15 protein-coding genes are annotated in these 17,282 nt (G+C 71.7%); 7 read left to right on the plus strand and 8 right to left on the minus strand.

The window, feature by feature from the left end:
• Nucleotides 1–159 precede the first annotated feature (159 nt).
• The 4 genes from OO63_RS32935 to OO63_RS32950 all read right to left on the minus strand — a co-directional run bounded on the left by OO63_RS32935 (nucleotide 160) and on the right by OO63_RS32950 (nucleotide 4,299).
• Nucleotides 160–849: a hypothetical protein gene (locus OO63_RS32935; protein ID WP_234311431.1), complete on the minus strand. Its 690-nt coding sequence runs from the start codon at nucleotides 847–849 to the stop codon at nucleotides 160–162.
• 116 nt (nucleotides 850–965) lie between these two features.
• Nucleotides 966–1,469, minus strand: coding sequence for a hypothetical protein (locus OO63_RS32940; RefSeq protein WP_030363047.1), 504 nt, complete (start codon nucleotides 1,467–1,469; stop codon nucleotides 966–968).
• Nucleotides 1,470–1,668: 199 nt separating this feature from the next.
• Nucleotides 1,669–2,382, minus strand: coding sequence for a DUF4328 domain-containing protein (locus OO63_RS32945; protein ID WP_248782222.1), 714 nt, complete (start codon nucleotides 2,380–2,382; stop codon nucleotides 1,669–1,671).
• A gap of 249 nt (nucleotides 2,383–2,631) precedes the next feature.
• Nucleotides 2,632–4,299 carry a beta-N-acetylhexosaminidase gene (locus tag OO63_RS32950; RefSeq protein WP_397622225.1) on the minus strand — a complete coding sequence of 556 codons (1,668 nt, stop codon included), beginning with the start codon at nucleotides 4,297–4,299 and terminating at the stop codon, nucleotides 2,632–2,634.
• 301 nt (nucleotides 4,300–4,600) lie between these two features.
• Between OO63_RS32950 and OO63_RS32955 the strand changes: the two genes are divergently transcribed.
• The 6 genes from OO63_RS32955 to OO63_RS32980 all read left to right on the plus strand — a co-directional run bounded on the left by OO63_RS32955 (nucleotide 4,601) and on the right by OO63_RS32980 (nucleotide 9,566).
• On the plus strand, nucleotides 4,601–5,242 hold the full coding sequence (locus tag OO63_RS32955) for a 2-oxo-4-hydroxy-4-carboxy-5-ureidoimidazoline decarboxylase (RefSeq protein ID WP_051811406.1): 642 nt from the start codon (nucleotides 4,601–4,603) through the stop codon (nucleotides 5,240–5,242).
• Nucleotides 5,243–5,390: 148 nt separating this feature from the next.
• The gene (sdhC, locus tag OO63_RS32960) at nucleotides 5,391–5,771 is read left to right on the plus strand and encodes a succinate dehydrogenase, cytochrome b556 subunit (protein ID WP_078619514.1); all 381 of its coding nucleotides are present in this window, start codon (nucleotides 5,391–5,393) and stop codon (nucleotides 5,769–5,771) included.
• Nucleotides 5,772–5,779: 8 nt separating this feature from the next.
• Nucleotides 5,780–6,274, plus strand: a complete 495-nt coding sequence (locus OO63_RS32965) for a succinate dehydrogenase hydrophobic membrane anchor subunit (RefSeq protein WP_030363052.1) — start codon at nucleotides 5,780–5,782, stop codon at nucleotides 6,272–6,274.
• Nucleotides 6,275–6,297: 23 nt separating this feature from the next.
• Entirely contained in the window at nucleotides 6,298–8,052 is a 1,755-nt protein-coding gene (sdhA, locus tag OO63_RS32970; protein ID WP_030363053.1) for a succinate dehydrogenase flavoprotein subunit, read from the plus strand.
• A complete protein-coding gene (locus OO63_RS32975) occupies nucleotides 8,052–8,813 on the plus strand; it encodes a succinate dehydrogenase iron-sulfur subunit (protein ID WP_030363054.1) in 762 nt (253 codons plus the stop codon). Before sdhA ends, OO63_RS32975 begins: the two co-directional genes overlap by 1 nt.
• A gap of 153 nt (nucleotides 8,814–8,966) precedes the next feature.
• The gene (locus OO63_RS32980) at nucleotides 8,967–9,566 is read left to right on the plus strand and encodes a Uma2 family endonuclease (protein WP_030363055.1); all 600 of its coding nucleotides are present in this window, start codon (nucleotides 8,967–8,969) and stop codon (nucleotides 9,564–9,566) included.
• On the opposite strand, the gene narI is transcribed toward OO63_RS32980, so the two are convergent.
• From narI to OO63_RS33000, 4 genes are read right to left on the minus strand one after another with little or no spacing between them, the layout of a single operon-like run.
• Nucleotides 9,563–10,285 carry a respiratory nitrate reductase subunit gamma gene (gene narI / locus OO63_RS32985; RefSeq protein WP_030363056.1) on the minus strand — a complete coding sequence of 241 codons (723 nt, stop codon included), beginning with the start codon at nucleotides 10,283–10,285 and terminating at the stop codon, nucleotides 9,563–9,565. The genes OO63_RS32980 and narI overlap by 4 nt on opposite strands.
• Nucleotides 10,285–10,833, minus strand: coding sequence for a nitrate reductase molybdenum cofactor assembly chaperone (narJ, locus tag OO63_RS32990; protein ID WP_030363057.1), 549 nt, complete (start codon nucleotides 10,831–10,833; stop codon nucleotides 10,285–10,287). The genes narI and narJ overlap by 1 nt, the downstream gene beginning before the upstream one ends.
• The gene (gene narH / locus OO63_RS32995; protein WP_030363058.1) at nucleotides 10,830–12,488 is read right to left on the minus strand and encodes a nitrate reductase subunit beta; all 1,659 of its coding nucleotides are present in this window, start codon (nucleotides 12,486–12,488) and stop codon (nucleotides 10,830–10,832) included. Before narH ends, narJ begins: the two co-directional genes overlap by 4 nt.
• A 2-nt stretch (nucleotides 12,489–12,490) precedes the next feature.
• Complete coding sequence (locus OO63_RS33000; protein WP_051811409.1) at nucleotides 12,491–16,138, minus strand: nitrate reductase subunit alpha; 3,648 nt, start codon at nucleotides 16,136–16,138, stop codon at nucleotides 12,491–12,493.
• 260 nt (nucleotides 16,139–16,398) lie between these two features.
• Here OO63_RS33000 and OO63_RS33005 point away from each other — a divergent pair.
• A partial coding sequence (locus OO63_RS33005; RefSeq protein ID WP_063750484.1) for a tellurite resistance/C4-dicarboxylate transporter family protein occupies nucleotides 16,399–17,282 on the plus strand: 884 nt, incomplete at its 3' end.

Consider the following 17,282-nt stretch of genomic DNA (forward strand, 5'->3'; position numbering starts at 1 on the left):
CCCTCCGGCGGCTGAGCGATCACGGAGCGGGCGGTGCCGACGCGGCCCCGGAAGGCCGGGGCCGGGGCGCCGCCCGCTCCAGCGCGTCGTAGGCCCGGTGACCCCGTGCGCGGTGTCGGCGGCTGATCCGCACGCGCAACCGGTACGTGGCGGCAGGCCCTAGTCCGCCCCCGCCCCCGACCTCCGCGACCGCGACACCACCGCCCGAAGGACCCGCCGCCCCTCGGTCGACACGTCGAGCACCTGGCGCAGCCCGCCGCCGGTGCCCGCGCGGCCGCCGAGCAGTTCGAGGACGCGTACCTGGCGCCGGAGTTCGGCGGCGACGAGCGGTGACACGCCGTCGCTCCCCGCGTCCAGGAGCCGGTGGATCTGCAGGGCGGCGGCCGAGCAGCCGTCGGCCCAGGTCCGCAGGGAGTCGGCCGAGCGGGCGGCGGGGACGGCGTCGAGCATGCGCCGGGCGAGGGCGGTGGCGTCGGAGTCCGCGCCGGACCCACGGGACCCACCGGACCCACCAGAACCGGCAGTCTCACCGGCATCGGCAGCCCCACCGGACCCATCAGCCCCAAGCGCCCCCCGCACCTCCCCCAACGCCCCTTCCCACGCCGTGCCGTCGGCGATGCTCACCCACAGGGGGCGCAGGACCTGGTCGTCGTCGCCGAGCAGGGGCAGGCAGCGGTCGAGGCAGCCGAGGCCGCTGGCGGCCAGGGCGGTCTCGTCGGCCAGGGCGATGAGGTCGACCAGGTTCGGCTGGCCGGTATCCGACGGTCCGGCGGCGCGGAGCGCGCTATCCGGCCATGCGTCGTCCTCCCGCGCCTGCGGGTCGGAACTGGGCAAAGGGCTCGTACTCATGACGTACGCCGTCTCCTGTCGCGGACTGGGCACCTCCGCATGCCCCACTTGCCCTTACTGCGTACGGAGGCTCAGTAACGTCACAGCGGCCGGAATTCGACGCTGCGCGCGACAGGCTACTGCGGGAACACCCCGAGCCGGTCGAGAAACCGGAAGAACAGTTCTTCCGCGGACGGTTCGGGGTCCGCGGTGAGGACGTCGAGGAGCGCGGCGGGCCGGGCGGTGCGGCCCGACTCGGCGGCCCAGGCGACGGCGCGCTCGGCGGCGTCGCGCGGCTCCAGGAAGTAGTCCTCGACGGTCAGTTCGTCCTCGCCGAGGTAGGAGGCCATCGCCTCGCGGGCCAGACACGTCGTCCACGCGCCGCTCTCCGGCGCCGCCGCCTCGACGACCACGCAGTCGCTGTCCAGGACGTACCCGAAGAGCGCGGGCGCCTCCGTCTCCCGGGCGAGCGCGTTCATGTTGCCGACGTCCACCGAACCGTCGCCCGGGCACTCCCAGACCTGCCAGCCGTCGGGCCGCTCCTCGAGGAGCGTGAGCCGGTCGCGTACGCCCGCCACCGCGGCGAACTCCCCGAGCGGCCGCGCGCTCCTGCCCACGACGTAGTACCCCCAGTAGCCCATCTCCGTGCCCCCGTTGTGCTCGAACCGCTGTTTCCGGCTTCTGGCCGAATACACCACAGGGCGCGTGCGTGCGCCACCGAAAGCACGGATCACGCACAGCACGCGCGGATGATCCACGCGTTCGGCCACGGACGATCCACACGCCGGGGCACGGCGCCGCCCCATCGGGCAGTCCCTGGCCCCGGGCCCCGGGCCCCGATCAGTCCCGGGGTCCCCATCCCGAGCGCGCCAGCGCGTCCTGCATCGCGGTGAGACGGCGTACGAAGAGCATCGCAACGATCGCGGCGGCGATGTTGATGAGGTCGGAGGCCATCAGGGAGACGACGGCCTGCTTGACCTTCTCGGGCTCTTCGGCGGCCCGGTACTGGCGTGAGGCGATCTGCCCGAAGATGCCGGTCGTGAGCCACAGCGTCCACCAGGCGTTGAGGAGCGTGCGCCGCCTGGCCTCCTGGCCAGCGCCCGGCAGCCAGCGGCTGCCGGAGCTCGCGTCCCAGATGTCGACGGCGATCCGGCGCGGGATCCACAGGTTCGCGATCGGCACGAACCAGCCGCCGATCGCCCAGCCCCGGGTCTTCCTGTGCCCGTCGGGCGCGAACACGTCGGCGTTCGCGCGCACCCGGTGGAACCAGCACAGGAAGAGGACGACGGCACCGAGCATGGCCGCGCCCTGGAGGATCCCGGAGACGCCGTAGAGCGTGTCGGCCCGGTCGAGGCGGTCCTCGGTGACGGCGCCGTAGTCCCCGTCGATCACATCGCTCACGACGCCGAAGACCCCGCCGCCCGCCCACAGCGAGAAGAGGTCGGCGGCGATGCCCGCCCCGAGCACCGCGACCGTGGCGTTCGCGAGGCCCACGGGCGACTTCAGCCAGGCACCGGGCCCGGGGGCGGACGGGGGCGGCGGTGCCGAGGGCATGAGCGGTGGTGTGTACGACATGACGGAGCGGTCCCCCACGGGTCGAGACGGAATGAGCGCGTCGCGTGCGCGCGACGGCGCGAGGCCGCCGCCCACACCCCTCCCCAGGCGTCGGCGCGGCACGACCGGCGCAATGTACGCGTCAACGACAGGGGTGTCCACCCGGGGATCATCAGGGACTTGGCGGACATTCACGAGCAAAAGCGCGGGCTCGGGGCAGGGGCACAGCGCACGGGCTCAGGGCACGACTCAGCGCGCGGGCTTCGCGGCCCCCGCAGGCCTCGCGGGCTTCGCAGTCCTCTCTACGTCTCCCGCGAGCCGCACGAACGCGGCCCACGGCCGCGTCGGCCCCCGCTCGTCCCACAGCTTCTGCGCCGTCGCCCGCAGCGGCATCCGGACCCCGCGCGCCACCTGCTCCTGCGTCTGCGCTCCGGCGAGGTCGCACCAGACGGCGAAGGTGCCGCCGAGGATCTGCCGGTCGTAGGACGCGGGGACGGGCCGGGTGCCGCGCACGACGAGGGGGGTCCACTGTTCGTAGATGCGCTGCCCGGTGGGGTACTGGAAGTCGTTGGGCTCACCGAGGACGTAGTAGAGGTACTCGTCGTTGTAGTTGAGGACGTCGCGGCCCTCGCGCAGGTACTCGACGGGCTCGCGGGCGCCGATCTCCTTGCCGGTCCAGTACGCGACCTCGACCCGGTCGTCGGCCTTGGTGACGCCGCCGCGGAAGAACCCGTCGTTCCAGGCCCGCACCGCGCGGCCAGGGCCGACCGCCTTCGCCCGGTCGTTCAGCCACGCCGTCGCCAGGTCCTGGACGCGGGCGTCCGGGCCGAGCCGGTCGCGCGCGGCGGCGGCGAGCCGCGGGTAGGACGCCTCGGGGTCGCTGCGGGTCAGCGCCTGGTACTCGTCGGCGCCGAGGTGCCAGCGGGCGCCGGGGAACAGCTCGTCGTACTCGCGAAGCAGGTCGTCGACGATCTCGGCGGCCTTGGGCTTCGCTATGTCGACGGCGCCCCGCGTGGCCACGCCGCGGCTGTCGCGCAGTTGCAGGTCGGGGTGGGCGGCGATGACCGCGCCGAGGTGTCCCGGCGAGTCGATCTCCGGTACGACGGTGATGTGCCGCTCGGCGGCGAGGTCGACGATGCGGCGGACCTGCGCCTTGCTGAGGTGGTCGGCGGAGACGACCTCGGGGTGCGAGTCGGAGGCGATGCGGAAGGCCTGGTCGTCGGAGAAGTGCAGGCCCAGCTCGTTGTACTTGAGGTCGCCGAGCTCCCGGATCCGGTCCTCGATCCACTCGGCGGAGAAGTGCTTGCGGGCGATGTCGACCATGAAGCCCCGGCGCGGCTTGGCGGGCCGGTCCCGCACGACGCCCTCCGGCGCGGTGCGGCCGCCCGCGACCTCCTGCTTGAGGGTGCGGGTGCCGTAGAAGACCCCGGCCGCGGCGGGCGCGGCTATGCGCACGGTGCGGTCCTTGACGGTGAGGGTGTACGACTCGGCGCCACCGCCGTCCCGCCCCTGCTCCTCGGAGAGGTCGAGGCGCACGTCGCCCGCGCGCGGCTTCGCCTCGCCCGCGTACCGCAGCCGCAGCTCCCCGGCGATGAGGCGCGCCTCGTCCGCGAGGGCCCGGTCCCCGACGACGACCCGGCCGCCGTCACCCGGCCGCCAGCCGGGGCCGCGGGCGGGGGTGTGCTCGCGGACGGCGGGGACGGTGGCGGGCGCCTCGGAGAGGGCGTACGACTTCGTGGGCGCGGGCGAGCGCGGGGCGGGCTCCGAGGCCGTCGCCGTCGCCGTCCCCGACGTGCGGCCCCCGTCACCGGAGCCACCGCTACTGCCGCCGGACCCGTCGGGCCAGAACCCGACCGCGAGAGCCACCGCCCCCGCCGCGACGATCCCCGTCCCGACGGCGAGCCGCCCCCGGATCACGACTCGTCCCCCGTCGACACACCCACCGGATCAGGAACCACGTCCGGGCCCGCCGCCACGGAACTGGCGACGGCCGACACACCCGCCGCCCCGGAAGCCGTCAGCCCCGCCGCGCCACAACCCACCGCCGGACCCGCCGCACCAGAAGTCAGAGCCTCCATGCCCCCACGCTAAGCCCGCCCCGGCGCCGCCCGCTCGTCCACCCCACGGGGGCCCACGCGTCCACCGGTCAACCCCAAACTCTCCCATTCGGATGAAATCCGGGTGCCTCACGGACACCTCTCTCCCCTCCCCGCTAGCGTTGCCCCAGACCTCGCGCCGGGATCCCGCCCCGCGCCGGGACCACCCGACACCCGCTGCTCTGTGCCGAGGAGCTCCCCTGCCGCCGCACCGCGCCATACCGGACGCCCTGAACGCCGCACAGCCGAAGGACGCCGAGCGCACCCTGCTGACCTGCTGCGGAAGCCGTCACTGGGCCCGCCGCGTCGCCGCCCACCGGCCCTACCCCGACCTGGACGCGCTGCTCGCCGCCGCCGACGAGGCGGCCTACGACCTCGCGCCCGACGACCTCGCCGAGGCCCTGGCCGCCGAACCCCTGGAGCCCTCGCTCCCGCCCGGCCACGGCTACGAGGCCGCGGCCACCGCCCTGCGCGCCGCCACCGCCGCGTACGAGAGCCGCTTCGGCCACGCCTTCGTGGTCTGCCTCGACGCCGTCGCCCCCAGCGAGGCCCTCGACCACCTGCTCGCCTCCATCCGCGACCGCCTCGGCAACGACCCGGAGGAGGAGCGCGCCGTGGCCGCCGAGGAACTGCGGCGCCTGGCCCGCGGCCGCCTCACCCGCCTGGTCCACGCCCAGGCCGCGCCGACCGCCGCGAACAGCCCCGCCGCACCCCCGGCCCAGCGGGGCGAACCCCACCGCGATAGCCCGTACGTACCAGTTTGATTGCCTGTTTGATCACACCAGCGGACCCCGGGCGGGGAAGCCGACAACTCGTCGATACGATGTCGAGCGGCCGGTGGACCGTACCCGGCCGGGCTCGTCCGACCGAGAAGCCGGCCGGCCCCAATCCCCGCTCCCGGAGGGTTCTTCCGTGCCGGCTGGAACGCTGTACCGCGGCCGGGAAGGCATGTGGTCATGGGTGGCTCATCGAGTCACCGGTGTCCTCATCTTCTTCTTCCTGTTCGTGCATGTCCTCGACACCGCTCTCGTCCGCGTCTCCCCTGAGGCGTACGACGAAGTCGTGGCCACCTACAAGACACCTCTCGTCGCGCTCCTGGAGTACGGCCTCGTCGCCGCGATCCTCTTCCACGCGCTGAACGGTCTGCGTGTCATCGCCGTCGACTTCTGGTCGAAGGGCCCCCGCTACCAGAAGCAGATGCTCTGGACCGTCGTGGGCATCTGGGTCGTGCTGATGGTCGGCGCGCTCTACCCGGTCCTCGGCCACGCCGTCCGTGAAGTATTCGGGAGCTGAGGCCAGACATGTCCACTGACACGACCGTGACGAAGTCCGGCGGCTCCGGCGTCGGCCCCGTCGAAGACGTCGCGCTGTACGACGTCGACCACCCGGCCCCCCTCATCGAGGCCCCCCGCAAGCGCACCTCGAAGACCCCGCGCGCCACGCGCGGCAACTTCGAGATGGCCGCGTGGCTGTTCATGCGCCTGTCCGGCGTCGTCCTCGTCGTCCTCGTCATCACGCACCTGCTGATCCAGCTGGTCCTCGACGGCGGCGTGAGCAAGATCGGCTTCGCGTTCGTCGCGGGCCGCTGGGCCTCGCCGTTCTGGCAGGTCTGGGACCTGCTGATGCTGTGGCTCGCGATGCTGCACGGCGCGAACGGCCTGCGCACGGTCATCAACGACTACGCGGAGCGCCCGAACACGCGCCTGTGGCTGAAGGGCCTGCTGTACACCGCCACGGTGTTCACCATCCTGCTGGGCACGCTGGTGATCTTCACCTTCGACCCGAACATCCGCTAGGCACGGGGCTGAGGTAACCACCCATGAAGATCCACAAGTACGACACCGTCATCGTCGGCGCGGGCGGCGCCGGCATGCGCGCCGCCATCGAGGCGACGAAGCGCAGCCGCACCGCCGTGCTCACCAAGCTCTACCCCACGCGTTCCCACACGGGCGCGGCGCAGGGCGGCATGGCCGCCGCGCTCGCCAACGTGGAGGAGGACAACTGGGAGTGGCACACCTTCGACACGATCAAGGGCGGTGACTACCTGGTCGACCAGGACGCCGCCGAGATCCTGGCGAAGGAGGCCATCGACGCGGTCCTCGACCTCGAGAAGATGGGCCTGCCATTCGGCCGCACGCCCGAGGGCCAGATCGACCAGCGCCGGTTCGGCGGTCACTCCCGCAACCACGGCGAGGCCCCGGTCCGCCGATCCTGCTACTCGGGCGACCGCACCGGCCACATGATCCTCCAGACCCTCTACCAGAACTGCATCAAGGAGGGTGTGGAGTTCTTCAACGAGTTCTACGTCCTCGATCAGCTCATCGTGGAGGAGGACGGCGTCAGGAAGTCGGCGGGCGTCGTCGCGTACGAGCTGGCCACCGGTGAGATCCACGTCTTCCAGGCGAAGGCCGTCATCTACGCCTCGGGCGGCACCGGCAAGTTCTTCAAGGTGACCTCCAACGCGCACACCCTCACCGGTGACGGCCAGGCGGCCTGCTACCGGCGCGGTCTGCCCCTTGAGGACATGGAGTTCTTCCAGTTCCACCCGACCGGCATCTGGCGCATGGGCATCCTGCTCACGGAGGGCGCCCGCGGTGAGGGCGGCATCCTCCGCAACAAGGACGGCGAGCGCTTCATGGAGAAGTACGCGCCGGTCATGAAGGACCTCGCGTCCCGTGACGTCGTCTCGCGCTCCATCTACACGGAGATCCGCGAGGGCCGCGGCTGCGGTCCCGAGGGCGACCACGTCTACCTCGACCTGACGCACCTCCCGCCGGAGCAGCTGGACGCCAAGCTCCCGGACATCACCGAGTTCGCGCGCACGTACCTCGGCATCGAGCCCTACACGGACCCGATCCCGATCCAGCCCACCGCGCACTACGCCATGGGCGGCATCCCGACGAACGTCGAGGGCGAGGTCCTGTCCGACAACACCACCGTCGTCCCGGGCCTGTACGCCGCCGGCGAGGTCGCCTGTGTCTCGGTGCACGGCGCCAACCGCCTCGGCACCAACTCGCTCCTGGACATCAACGTCTTCGGCCGCCGCGCGGGCATCGCCGCCGCCGAGTACTCCGAGAAGGCCGACTTCGTCGAGCTGCCGGAGAACCCGGCGGAGCTCGTGGTCTCCCTGGTGGAGCAGCTGCGCGACTCCACCGGCACGGAGCGCGTCGCGGACATCCGCAAGGAGCTCCAGGAGACGATGGACGCCAACGTGATGGTGTTCCGTACGGAGCAGACCATCAAGACGGCCGTCGAGAAGATCGCCGAGCTGCGCGAGCGCTACAAGAACGTCTCGGTCCAGGACAAGGGCAAGCGCTTCAACACCGACCTCCTTGAGGCAATCGAGCTGGGCAACCTGCTCGACCTCGCCGAGGTCATGGCGGTCTCGGCCCTCGCCCGCAAGGAGTCCCGCGGCGGCCACTACCGCGAGGACTACCCCAACCGCGACGACGTCAACTTCATGCGCCACACCATGGCGTACCGCGAGGTCGCCGACGACGGCAAGGACTCGATCCGCCTCGACTACAAGCCGGTCGTCCAGACCCGCTACCAGCCGATGGAGCGTAAGTACTGATGGCAACTCCGACGATGGACAAGGTCGAGGCGGAAGCCGCGGCCTCGTCCCACCTCATCACCGTCACCTTCCGGATCCGCCGCTTCAACCCGGAGATCTCGGCGGACGCGGTCTGGGAAGACTTCCAGCTGGAGATCGACCCCAAGGAGCGCGTCCTCGACGGCCTCCACAAGATCAAGTGGGACCTGGACGGCACCCTGACGTTCCGCCGCTCCTGCGCGCACGGCATCTGCGGCTCGGACGCCATGCGCATCAACGGCAAGAACCGCCTTGCCTGCAAGACCCTGATCAAGGACATCAACCCGGCCAAGCCGATCACGGTCGAGCCCATCAAGGGCCTGACGGTCCTCAAGGACCTCGTCGTGGACATGGAGCCGTTCTTCCAGGCCTACCGCGACGTGATGCCCTTCCTGGTCACCACGGGCAACGAGCCGACGCGCGAGCGCCTCCAGTCCCCCGAGGACCGCGAGCGCTTCGACGACACCACGAAGTGCATCCTGTGCGCCGCGTGCACGTCGTCCTGCCCGGTCTTCTGGAACGACGGCCAGTACTTCGGCCCGGCCGCGATCGTCAACGCGCACCGCTTCATCTTCGACTCGCGCGACGAGGCCGGTGAGCAGCGCCTGGAGATCCTGAACGACAAGGACGGCGTGTGGCGCTGCCGCACGACGTTCAACTGCACGGACGCGTGCCCGCGTGGCATCGAGGTCACGAAGGCGATCCAGGAGGTGAAGCGGGCGCTGATCACGCGCCGCTTCTAGCCTCCGGCTCGGCTCGCAGTGAGGGCCCCGCTTCCCGGTTCCACACCGGGGTGCGGGGCCCTCACTCGTTCTGGTGAACGATTCGGCTCCGGACGCCCGGGCCTGGTTCGTCCTACGATGATGCTCTCGACACCAGCCCACAGGAGGCACGCGATGTCCGCAGCATCCGTCGAGCAGCCGCATGACGACCGACCTCTGATCGCTGAGGCCAACCGGCTCAGGGACCGCAATCCGGGCTACCGCGTCGAGATCATCGGAGGCCAGATCCTCGTGAGCCCGCCCGCAGACGGCCCCCATGCCGACGTCCTGACGGACCTCATGTTGCCGTTCATCTCGGCGGGGTTGCACTCCACAGACTCAAGGGTGATGCAGGCGTTCGGCGTGTGGCTGCCCACCGGCGCTGAGGACCACGCGATCCCCGACTTGTCGGTGGTAGACGCCGACTACCGGGATCATTACATCGAGAACGGCTGCTACGACCCAGCCGTCTTCCGCCTTGTCCTGGAAGTCACCTCCAGCAACTACCAGGCGGACCTGCGCACCAAAGTCTCCGCGTACGCCGAGGCCAAGATCCCTGTCTACGTCATCGTCGACCGCAAGCACCAGCGGCTCCACGTCCTCACCGACCCGGCGGCCGGCGGCTACGCCAACCACCAGGTCCATGCCCCTGGTCAGACGGTCGCCCTCCCCGACTCGCTCGGTGCCAAGGTCTCGCTGGACGTGACGGCCATCCTCACAGCGGGCAAGGGCTAGTCCACCCGCTCCCACCCCCGGCGTTCCTTGCGCGTGGCCACCGTGTCCGGGGTTCGGCTCCGATACACCACATAAGGCCGGAACAGATACTGCACCGGCGCGCTGAACATGTGGATCAGGCGGGTGAAGGGCACCAGTGCGATCAGGGTCATGCCGATCACCGCATGGAGCTGGAAGGTCAGGGGGACGCCCGTCATCGCGTCGACGTCCGGGCGGAGCGTGAAGAGGCTGCGGGCCCACGGGGCGATGGATTCGCGGTAGTTGTAGCCCTCGCTCACCGAGGAGTTCGTGAGCTTGGCCCACATGCCCATGACGATCGCGGCGAGCAGCACCGCGTACATGAGCTTGTCGTTGCGGGTGGTCGCCCGGAATACCGGCGTGTTCGTGCGCCTGCGGTAGAGGAGCAGGGCGATGCCCGCCACCGCGAGGACCCCGGCCGCCGTGCCGCCGAACAACGACAGCAGGTGGTATCCGTGCTCCTTCAGGCCGACCGCGTTCGTCCACGACTCCGGGATGAACAGGCCCATCACATGGCCGACGAGGACGAAGAGGATGCCGTAGTGGAAGGCGGGGGACGCGATGTTCAGGAGCTTCGACTCGTACACCTGTGAGGAACGCGTCGTCCACCCGAACTTGTCGTAGCGGTAGCGCCAGATCGTGCCCGCGACCAGCAGGGTCAGGGCCACGTAGGGCAGGACCGCCCAGATGAAGGTGTGCATCAGTCGACTCCGACCGTCTCGGTGGGCGGGCCCGTGCGGGCCAGGGCGCGGGCCGCCGCACGGTCCTTGGGCGAGGGGCCGGGGAGGGTGCGGCAGACCGCGTCGAGGACCGAGGCGTAAGGGGTGCCGTGCTCGGTGAGGGCGATGCGGAGGAGTTCGAGGCCCGCGCGGTGGGTCAGGAGCAGGTCCGGGGAGCCGGTGGCGGCGGTGAATTCGAGGACCGTGGGGAGGTGGTCGGGGAGTTCCTCGCCGGTCGGCTCCAAAGCCTGGGCGCGGTACGTCTCCTTGAAGGCGACCAGGGACGCGCCCCGGCGGCGGGTGTCGCCGTCGGCCCACCAGCTCAGGTACAGGCTGTGGCGGTTCTTGAAGTCGAAGGTGCGGACGTAGTCCTCGGCGAGGGCCGTCGGGGAGGCGGACTCGGCGTGGTCCAGGAAGGCGGCCAGCTCCGGGACGGCCGCGCGGACCAGGGGGAAGTGGGCGCGGGTCCGCTCGTCCGGGTAGCAGAGGCAGTGCGCGGCGCCCTGGTACAGCGCGGCGTGCGCGGTCACCGGCCCTCCTCCCCCGGCTCCGGGGTGTCCGCGGTCTGGCGGCCCCGGGAGGCGTGGAAGTTCTCGATGGTGACGAGGGGCAGGCCGTTGTGGGTCCCCGAGTCGTCCCCGAAGGGCCCGGGCCCGCCCATCCCAGGGCCGCCCATCCCAGGACCGCCCGCCGCGTCCAGCGAGCAGCCGTCCGGCACCGCCGACTCCTCCAGGCGCCGCGCGTCCGCCAGGGCCGCCGTCGGGATGACGTACCGCTCGTCGTACTTGGCGATGGCCAGGAGCCGGTACATGTCCTCGACTCCGGGGCCCGTCATGCCGACCGCCTCGACGGCCGAACAGTCCGGCGGGTCGCCCAGGTTGACGCTCCGCATGTACGACCGCATCGCCGCGAGCCGTTCGAGTGCGGCCCGCACCGGTCCGACGTCCCCGGCGGTGAAGAGTTCCGCGAGGTATTCGAGGGGGATCCGCAGGGTGTCGATGGCGCCGAAGAGGTTGCCCGCGTCCTCCCCGTCGTGCCCGGTCCCGGCGAGGGCCTCCACGACCGGGGACAGCGGCGGGACGTACCAGACCATGGGCAGGGTGCGGTACTCCGGGTGCAGCGGGAGCGCGACGCGGTAGGTGCTGATCAGGGCGTGCACGGGTGAGCGGCGGGCGGCCTCGATCCAGTCGTGCGGGACGCCGTCGCGCTCGGCCGCGCGCCGCACGTCGGGATCGGACGGGTCGAGGAAGACGCCCAACTGGGCCTCGTACAGGTCCTGTTCGGAGGGTGTCGAGGCGGCTGCGGTGACCTTGTCGGCGTCGTAGAGGACCACGCCGAGGTAGCGCAGGCGGCCCACGCACGTCTCGGAGCAGACCGTCGGCAGGCCGACCTCCAGGCGCGGGTAGCAGAGCGTGCACTTCTCGGCCTTGCCGGTGCGGTGGTTGAAGTAGACCTTCTTGTACGGGCAGCCCGTCACGCATTTGCGCCAGCCCCGGCAGCCGTCCTGGTCGACGAGGACGATGCCGTCCTCCGCCCGCTTGTACATCGCGCCGGACGGGCAGGCCGCCACGCACGCCGGGTTCAGGCAGTGCTCGCAGATGCGCGGCAGATAGAACATGAAGGTCTCTTCGAAGGTGGCGCGGATCTCGCGGGAGAGCCGGTCGGCGGTCCCCCGGGCCTGGTCGCGGGCCTGGTCGCGTGCGCGCTCCACCATCGGGTCCGCGTCGACGCCGGGCGCGCCGCCGCCCAGGTTGTCGTCCCAGTTCGAGCTCCACTCGATCTTCATGGGCTTGCCGGTGAGCAGGGAGCGGGGCTCCGCGACCGGGTAGTCCTCGCCGAGGGGCGCGTCGGTGAGGTTCCTGTACTCGTAGGTCCAGGGCTCGTAGTAGTCCTTGATCTCGGGCAGGACCGGGTTGGAGAAGATCGTGGCGAGGGCGTGGAAGCGGCCGCCGGACTTGAGCTTCAGGGCGCCGCGCCGGTTCAGCTCCCAGCCGCCGCGCCACTTGTCCTGGTCCTCGTAGCGGCGCGGATAGCCCTGGCCCGGGCGGGTCTCGACGTTGTTGAACCAGACGTACTCCATGCCGGAGCGGTTGGTCCACGTCTGTTTGCAGGTGACGGAGCAGGTGTGGCAGCCGATGCACTTGTCGAGGTTCATGACCATCGCGATCTGTGCGAGTACCCGCATGGCTAGTACGTCACCTCCTGCTCGGTCCTGCGGCGGATCACGGTGACCTCGTCGCGCTGGTTGCCCGTCGGGCCCAGGTAGTTGAAGGCCCAGGAGAGCTGGGCGTAGCCGCCGATGAGGTGGGTGGGCTTGAGGAGGAGGCGGGTCAGGGAGTTGTGGATGCCGCCGCGTTTGCCGGTCGTCTCCGCCTTGGGGACGTTCACGGTGCGTTCCTGCGCGTGGTGCATGTAGACGGTGCCGGTCGGCATGCGGTGCGAGACGACGGCGCGGGCCGCCACCACTCCGTTCCTGTTGACCGCCTCGATCCAGTCGTTGTCCTGGACGCCGATGGCCGCCGCGTCGGCCGGGGACATCCAGATGACCTGGCCGCCCCGGGACAGCGACAGCATGAACAGGTTGTCCTGGTACTCGGAGTGGATGGACCACTTGTTGTGCGGGGTGAGGTAGCGGACCGTCACCTCCCGTTCCCCGTCGGGCCCGAGGCGCGGTTCGCCGAAGAGGCGGTGCATGTCGAGCGGCGGCCGGTACACGGGCAGGGCTTCGCCCAGCTCGTGGATCCAGTCGTGGTCGAGGAAGAAGTGCTGGCGCCCGGTGAGGGTGTGCCAGGGCTTGAGGTGCTCGGTGTTGAGGGTGAAGGCGGTGTAGCGGCGGCCGCCGGACTCGCTGCCTGACCACTCCGGCGAGGTGATCACGGGAACGGGCGCGGCCTGCGTGTCGGCGTAGCTGACGCGCTTGCCCTCGTGTTCGGCGGCGAGGTGCGCCATCTCCTGGCCGGTGCGCGCCTCCAGGGTGCGGAAGCCCTGGGTGGCGAGGCGGCCGTTGGTGGTGCCGGACAGGGCGAGGATGGTGTTCGCGGCCTTCACTGCGGTGTCCAGGCGGGGGCGGCCTGCGGCGGGCCCTTCGCGTACGACGCCATTGAGGGCCCGTAGCGACTCGACCTCCTCGTCGGGGTGCAGGGCGATGCCCTTCGCGGGCAGGCCGAGCTGTTCCACCAGCGGGCCGAGGGCGGCGAACTTGGCGCCGATCGCGGTGTAGTCGCGCTCGACGACGGTCAGGGCGGGCATGGTCTTCCCCGGCGCGGGCTCGCACTCGCCGCGCCGCCAGTCCAGGGCGACGCCGCCGGGCTGGGCGATCTCACCGGGGGTGTCGTGCTGGAGGGCGGTGGCGACCAGGTCCTTGCGGGTGCCGAGGTGGTCGGCGGCGAGCTCGCTGAGCCGGTCGGCGATGGCGCGGAAGGCGTCGAAGTCGGTGCGGGCCTGCCAGGGCGGATCGACGGCGGGGGTGAAGGCGTGCACGAAGGGGTGCATGTCGGTGGTCGACAGGTCGTGCTTCTCGTACCAGGTGGCGGCCGGGAGCGTGATGTCGGACAGGAGCGTCGAGGACGTCATGCGGAAGTCCAGGGACAGGAGCAGGTCGAGCTTTCCCTCCGGGGCCCGCTCGTGCCAGGTGACGTCACGCGGGCGCGCCCCGGCCGGGGCCTCCTGGGCACGCAGGGACGAGTGAGTGCCCAGCAGATGCTTGGTGAAGTACTCGGCGCCCTTGGCGGAGGAGCCGAGGAGGTTGGCCCGCCACAGGGTGAGGACGCGCGGCCAGTTCTCCGGCGCGTCGGGGTCCTCGCAGGCGAACTTCAGCTCCCCGGACCGCAGTTGGTCCACGGCCGCCGTCACCGGGTCGTCGCCCTCACCCAGGTCGAGGGGGTTCCGGTCGAAGGTCGGGTACGACGGCATCCAGCCCGACCGGGTCGCCTGCGCCAGGCAGTCCGCCGCCGTCATGCCCTTGAACCGGCCCTCGCCGAGCGGTGAGGCGAGCACGTCGGCGCCGAAGGTGTCGTAGCGCCACTGGTCGGTGTTGAGGAACCAGTACGCCGAGCCGATCATCTGGCGCGGCGGGCGCGACCAGTCGCCGGCGCCCGCGAGGGTGGCCCAGCCGGTCGCGGGACGGCACTTCTCCTGGCCGACGTAGTGCGCCCAGCCGCCGCCGTTGCGGCCCTGGCAGCCGGTGAGCTGGAGCAGGGCGAGGAAGGACCGGTAGATGGTCTCGGAGTGGAACCAGTGGTTGGTGCCCGCGCCCATGAGGATCATGCAGCGGCCCTTGGACTTCTCGGCGGTCGCCGCGAACTCCCGGGCGATCCGCGCGCACTTGGCGGCCGGGACGGAGGTGTGCGCCTCCTGCCAGGCGGGGGTGCCGGGCGCGGAGGCGTCGTCGTACGAGGACGGCCAGTCCCCCGCGAGCCCTTCGCGCCCCACGCCGTACTGCGCGAGCAGCAGGTCGAAGACCGTGGTGACCAGCGGACTTCCCGGCCCCGCGAGCCGGATCGCGGGCACCCCGCGCCGCAGCACGTCGCCCCGCCCCTGCCCGTGCGTGCCGCCCTCGGTGTCGAAGCGCGGAAGGAGCACCTCGACCCCGCGCGCGTCCTCCTCGTACAGCGAAAGGCGCGGCCGTACGTCCCCCAGGTCCAGGTTCCACCTGCCCTTGCCGGACTCCGTCCAGCGGAAGCCCAGCGAGCCGCCGGGGACGACGGGCCGCCCGGTCGCCTCGTCGAGCACGGCCGTCTTCCACTCGGCGCCCTCCCCGGTGTCGCCGAGGTCGGCGGCGCGCACGAACTTCCCTGGCACGTACGCCCCGTCGCGCTCCGTCAGGGTCACCAGGAAGGGCAGGTCGGTGAAGCGGCGTACGTAGTCGTCGAAGAACGGCACGCGCCGTTCGACGAAACACTCGCGCAGGATGACGTGGCCCATGCCGAGGGCGAGCGCGCCGTCCGTGCCGGGGTGCGGGTGCAGCCACTCGTCCGCGAACTTGGCGTTGTCGGCGTAGTCCGGGGCGACCACCACGACCTTCTGGCCCCGGTAGCGCGCCTCCGTCATCCAGTGCGCGTCGGGCGTCCGCGTCACGGGGACGTTCGAGCCCCACATGATCAGGTAGGCCGCGTCCCACCAGTCGCCGGACTCCGGCACGTCCGTCTGGTCGCCGAAGACCTGCGGGGACGCGACCGGCAGGTCCGCGTACCAGTCGTAGAACGACAGCATGGGCGCGCCGATCAGCGACATGAAGCGGGCCCCGGCCGCGTGCGACACCATCGACATGGCGGGGATCGGCGAGAAGCCCGCGACCCGGTCGGGGCCGTACGTCTTGATGGTGTGCACGTGGGCCGCCGCGATGATCTCGACGGCCTCGTCCCAACTCGCCCGCACCAGGCCGCCCTTGCCGCGCGCCCGCTGGTAGGCCCGCCGCCGCTCGGGGTCCGCCTGGATGTCGGCCCAGGCGAGCACGGGGTCGCCGAGGCGCTGCTTGGCCTCCCGGTACAGATCGAGAAGCACGCCCCTGACGTAGGGGTGGCGCACGCGGGTCGGGGAGTACGTGTACCAGGAGAAGGCGGCGCCGCGCGGGCAGCCGCGGGGCTCGTACTCGGGGCGGTCGGGGCCCGCCGTCGGGTAGTCCGTGGCCTGCGTCTCCCAGGTGATGATGCCGTCCTTGACGTACACCTTCCAGCGGCAGGAGCCGGTGCAGTTCACGCCGTGCGTGGAGTGGACGACCTTGTCGTGGCTCCACCGGTCCCGGTAGAAGACGTCACCCTCGCGGCCGCCCTCGATCCGGACGCTGTGCAGGTCGGGCGCGGCCTCGCCCCGGCGCAGGAAGCGGCCGGTCTTCAGGAGGAGGGCGGCGGGCTCGGCGGCGGTGCCGGGCCCTGCGGCGTCGAATCCGCCCGGGGCGTCAGGGCCGCCCGGCACGTCGGGGCCGCCGCCCGGGGCGTCCGGTTCGGTGGAGGCAGTCACACCGCCATCCCAAGCCGTGCCGTGCGGGTCCGCAGCTCGGCCTAGGCTAAGTGGTGGCGGGCCCGGGTCCGGGTTGTCATGGCGGGGTGAGACACCAGTGGTGGGACGAGGTCACCCCGGCGGCCGGGGCCTGTGTGATGGCGACCGGCATCATCTCCGTCGGCCTGCATCTGACCGGCCACGAGGTGCTGTCCAAGATCCTGCTGACCGTCGCGGCCCTCGTGTGGCTGCTGCTCGCGGCCGACTTCGTGACGCTGCTCGCGCGCGACCGTGCGCGCTGGACGGCGGCGGCGGTGACCCCGCCCGCGCTCACCGCGGTCGCGGCGACGGCGGTCCTCGGCACCCGCTTCTCGCTCCTGGACTGGCAGGGCCTCGCGATCGCGCTGCTCGTCCTTGCGGCGGTCGTGTGGCCGGGGCTGCTCGTCGCCGTCGTACGGCACTGGGGGCGGGACGTGCCCCGGCCGCACTGGGGACAGGGGCTGCCCGGCGGCGTCTTCCTGGTGTGCGTGGCGACGCAGGGCCTCGCCGTCCTCGCGGCCACGCTGTGCCTCGCTGGCGAGGGTGACTGGCTGGGCGACGCGGCCCTCGCGTGCTTCGCCCTGGGGCTGCTCCTGTACGCCTACGCGCTGCTGCGCTTCGACTTCCGGCAGACCCTGACGGGCGCCGGGGACCACTGGGTGGCGGGCGGCGCGCTCGCCATCTCCGCGCTCGCCGCCTCCAAGCTGACCGCCGTGCCGCTGTGGACGGGCGGGGGCCACGACGCGCTGCGCACCCTCACCTTCGTCCTGCTGGCGCTCTCGCTCGCCTGGTACGCGGTGCTGCTCGCCGCGGAGGTGGCCCGGCCGCGCTTCCACTACGACGTGCGGCGGTGGGCCACCGTGTTCCCGCTCGGCATGACGGCGGTGGCCACGCTGTCCACTGGCGTGGTGGCGGACGTGCCGTGGCTGCGGACCCTTGGGCGGGTGCTGTTGTGGGTGGCTGTGGCGGGGTGGGGGTTGGTGTGGGTGGGGTTCGCCTGGGC

Source organism: Streptomyces alboflavus (assembly GCF_000716675.1).
Taxonomy (GTDB): Bacteria; Actinomycetota; Actinomycetes; order Streptomycetales; family Streptomycetaceae; genus Streptomyces; species Streptomyces alboflavus.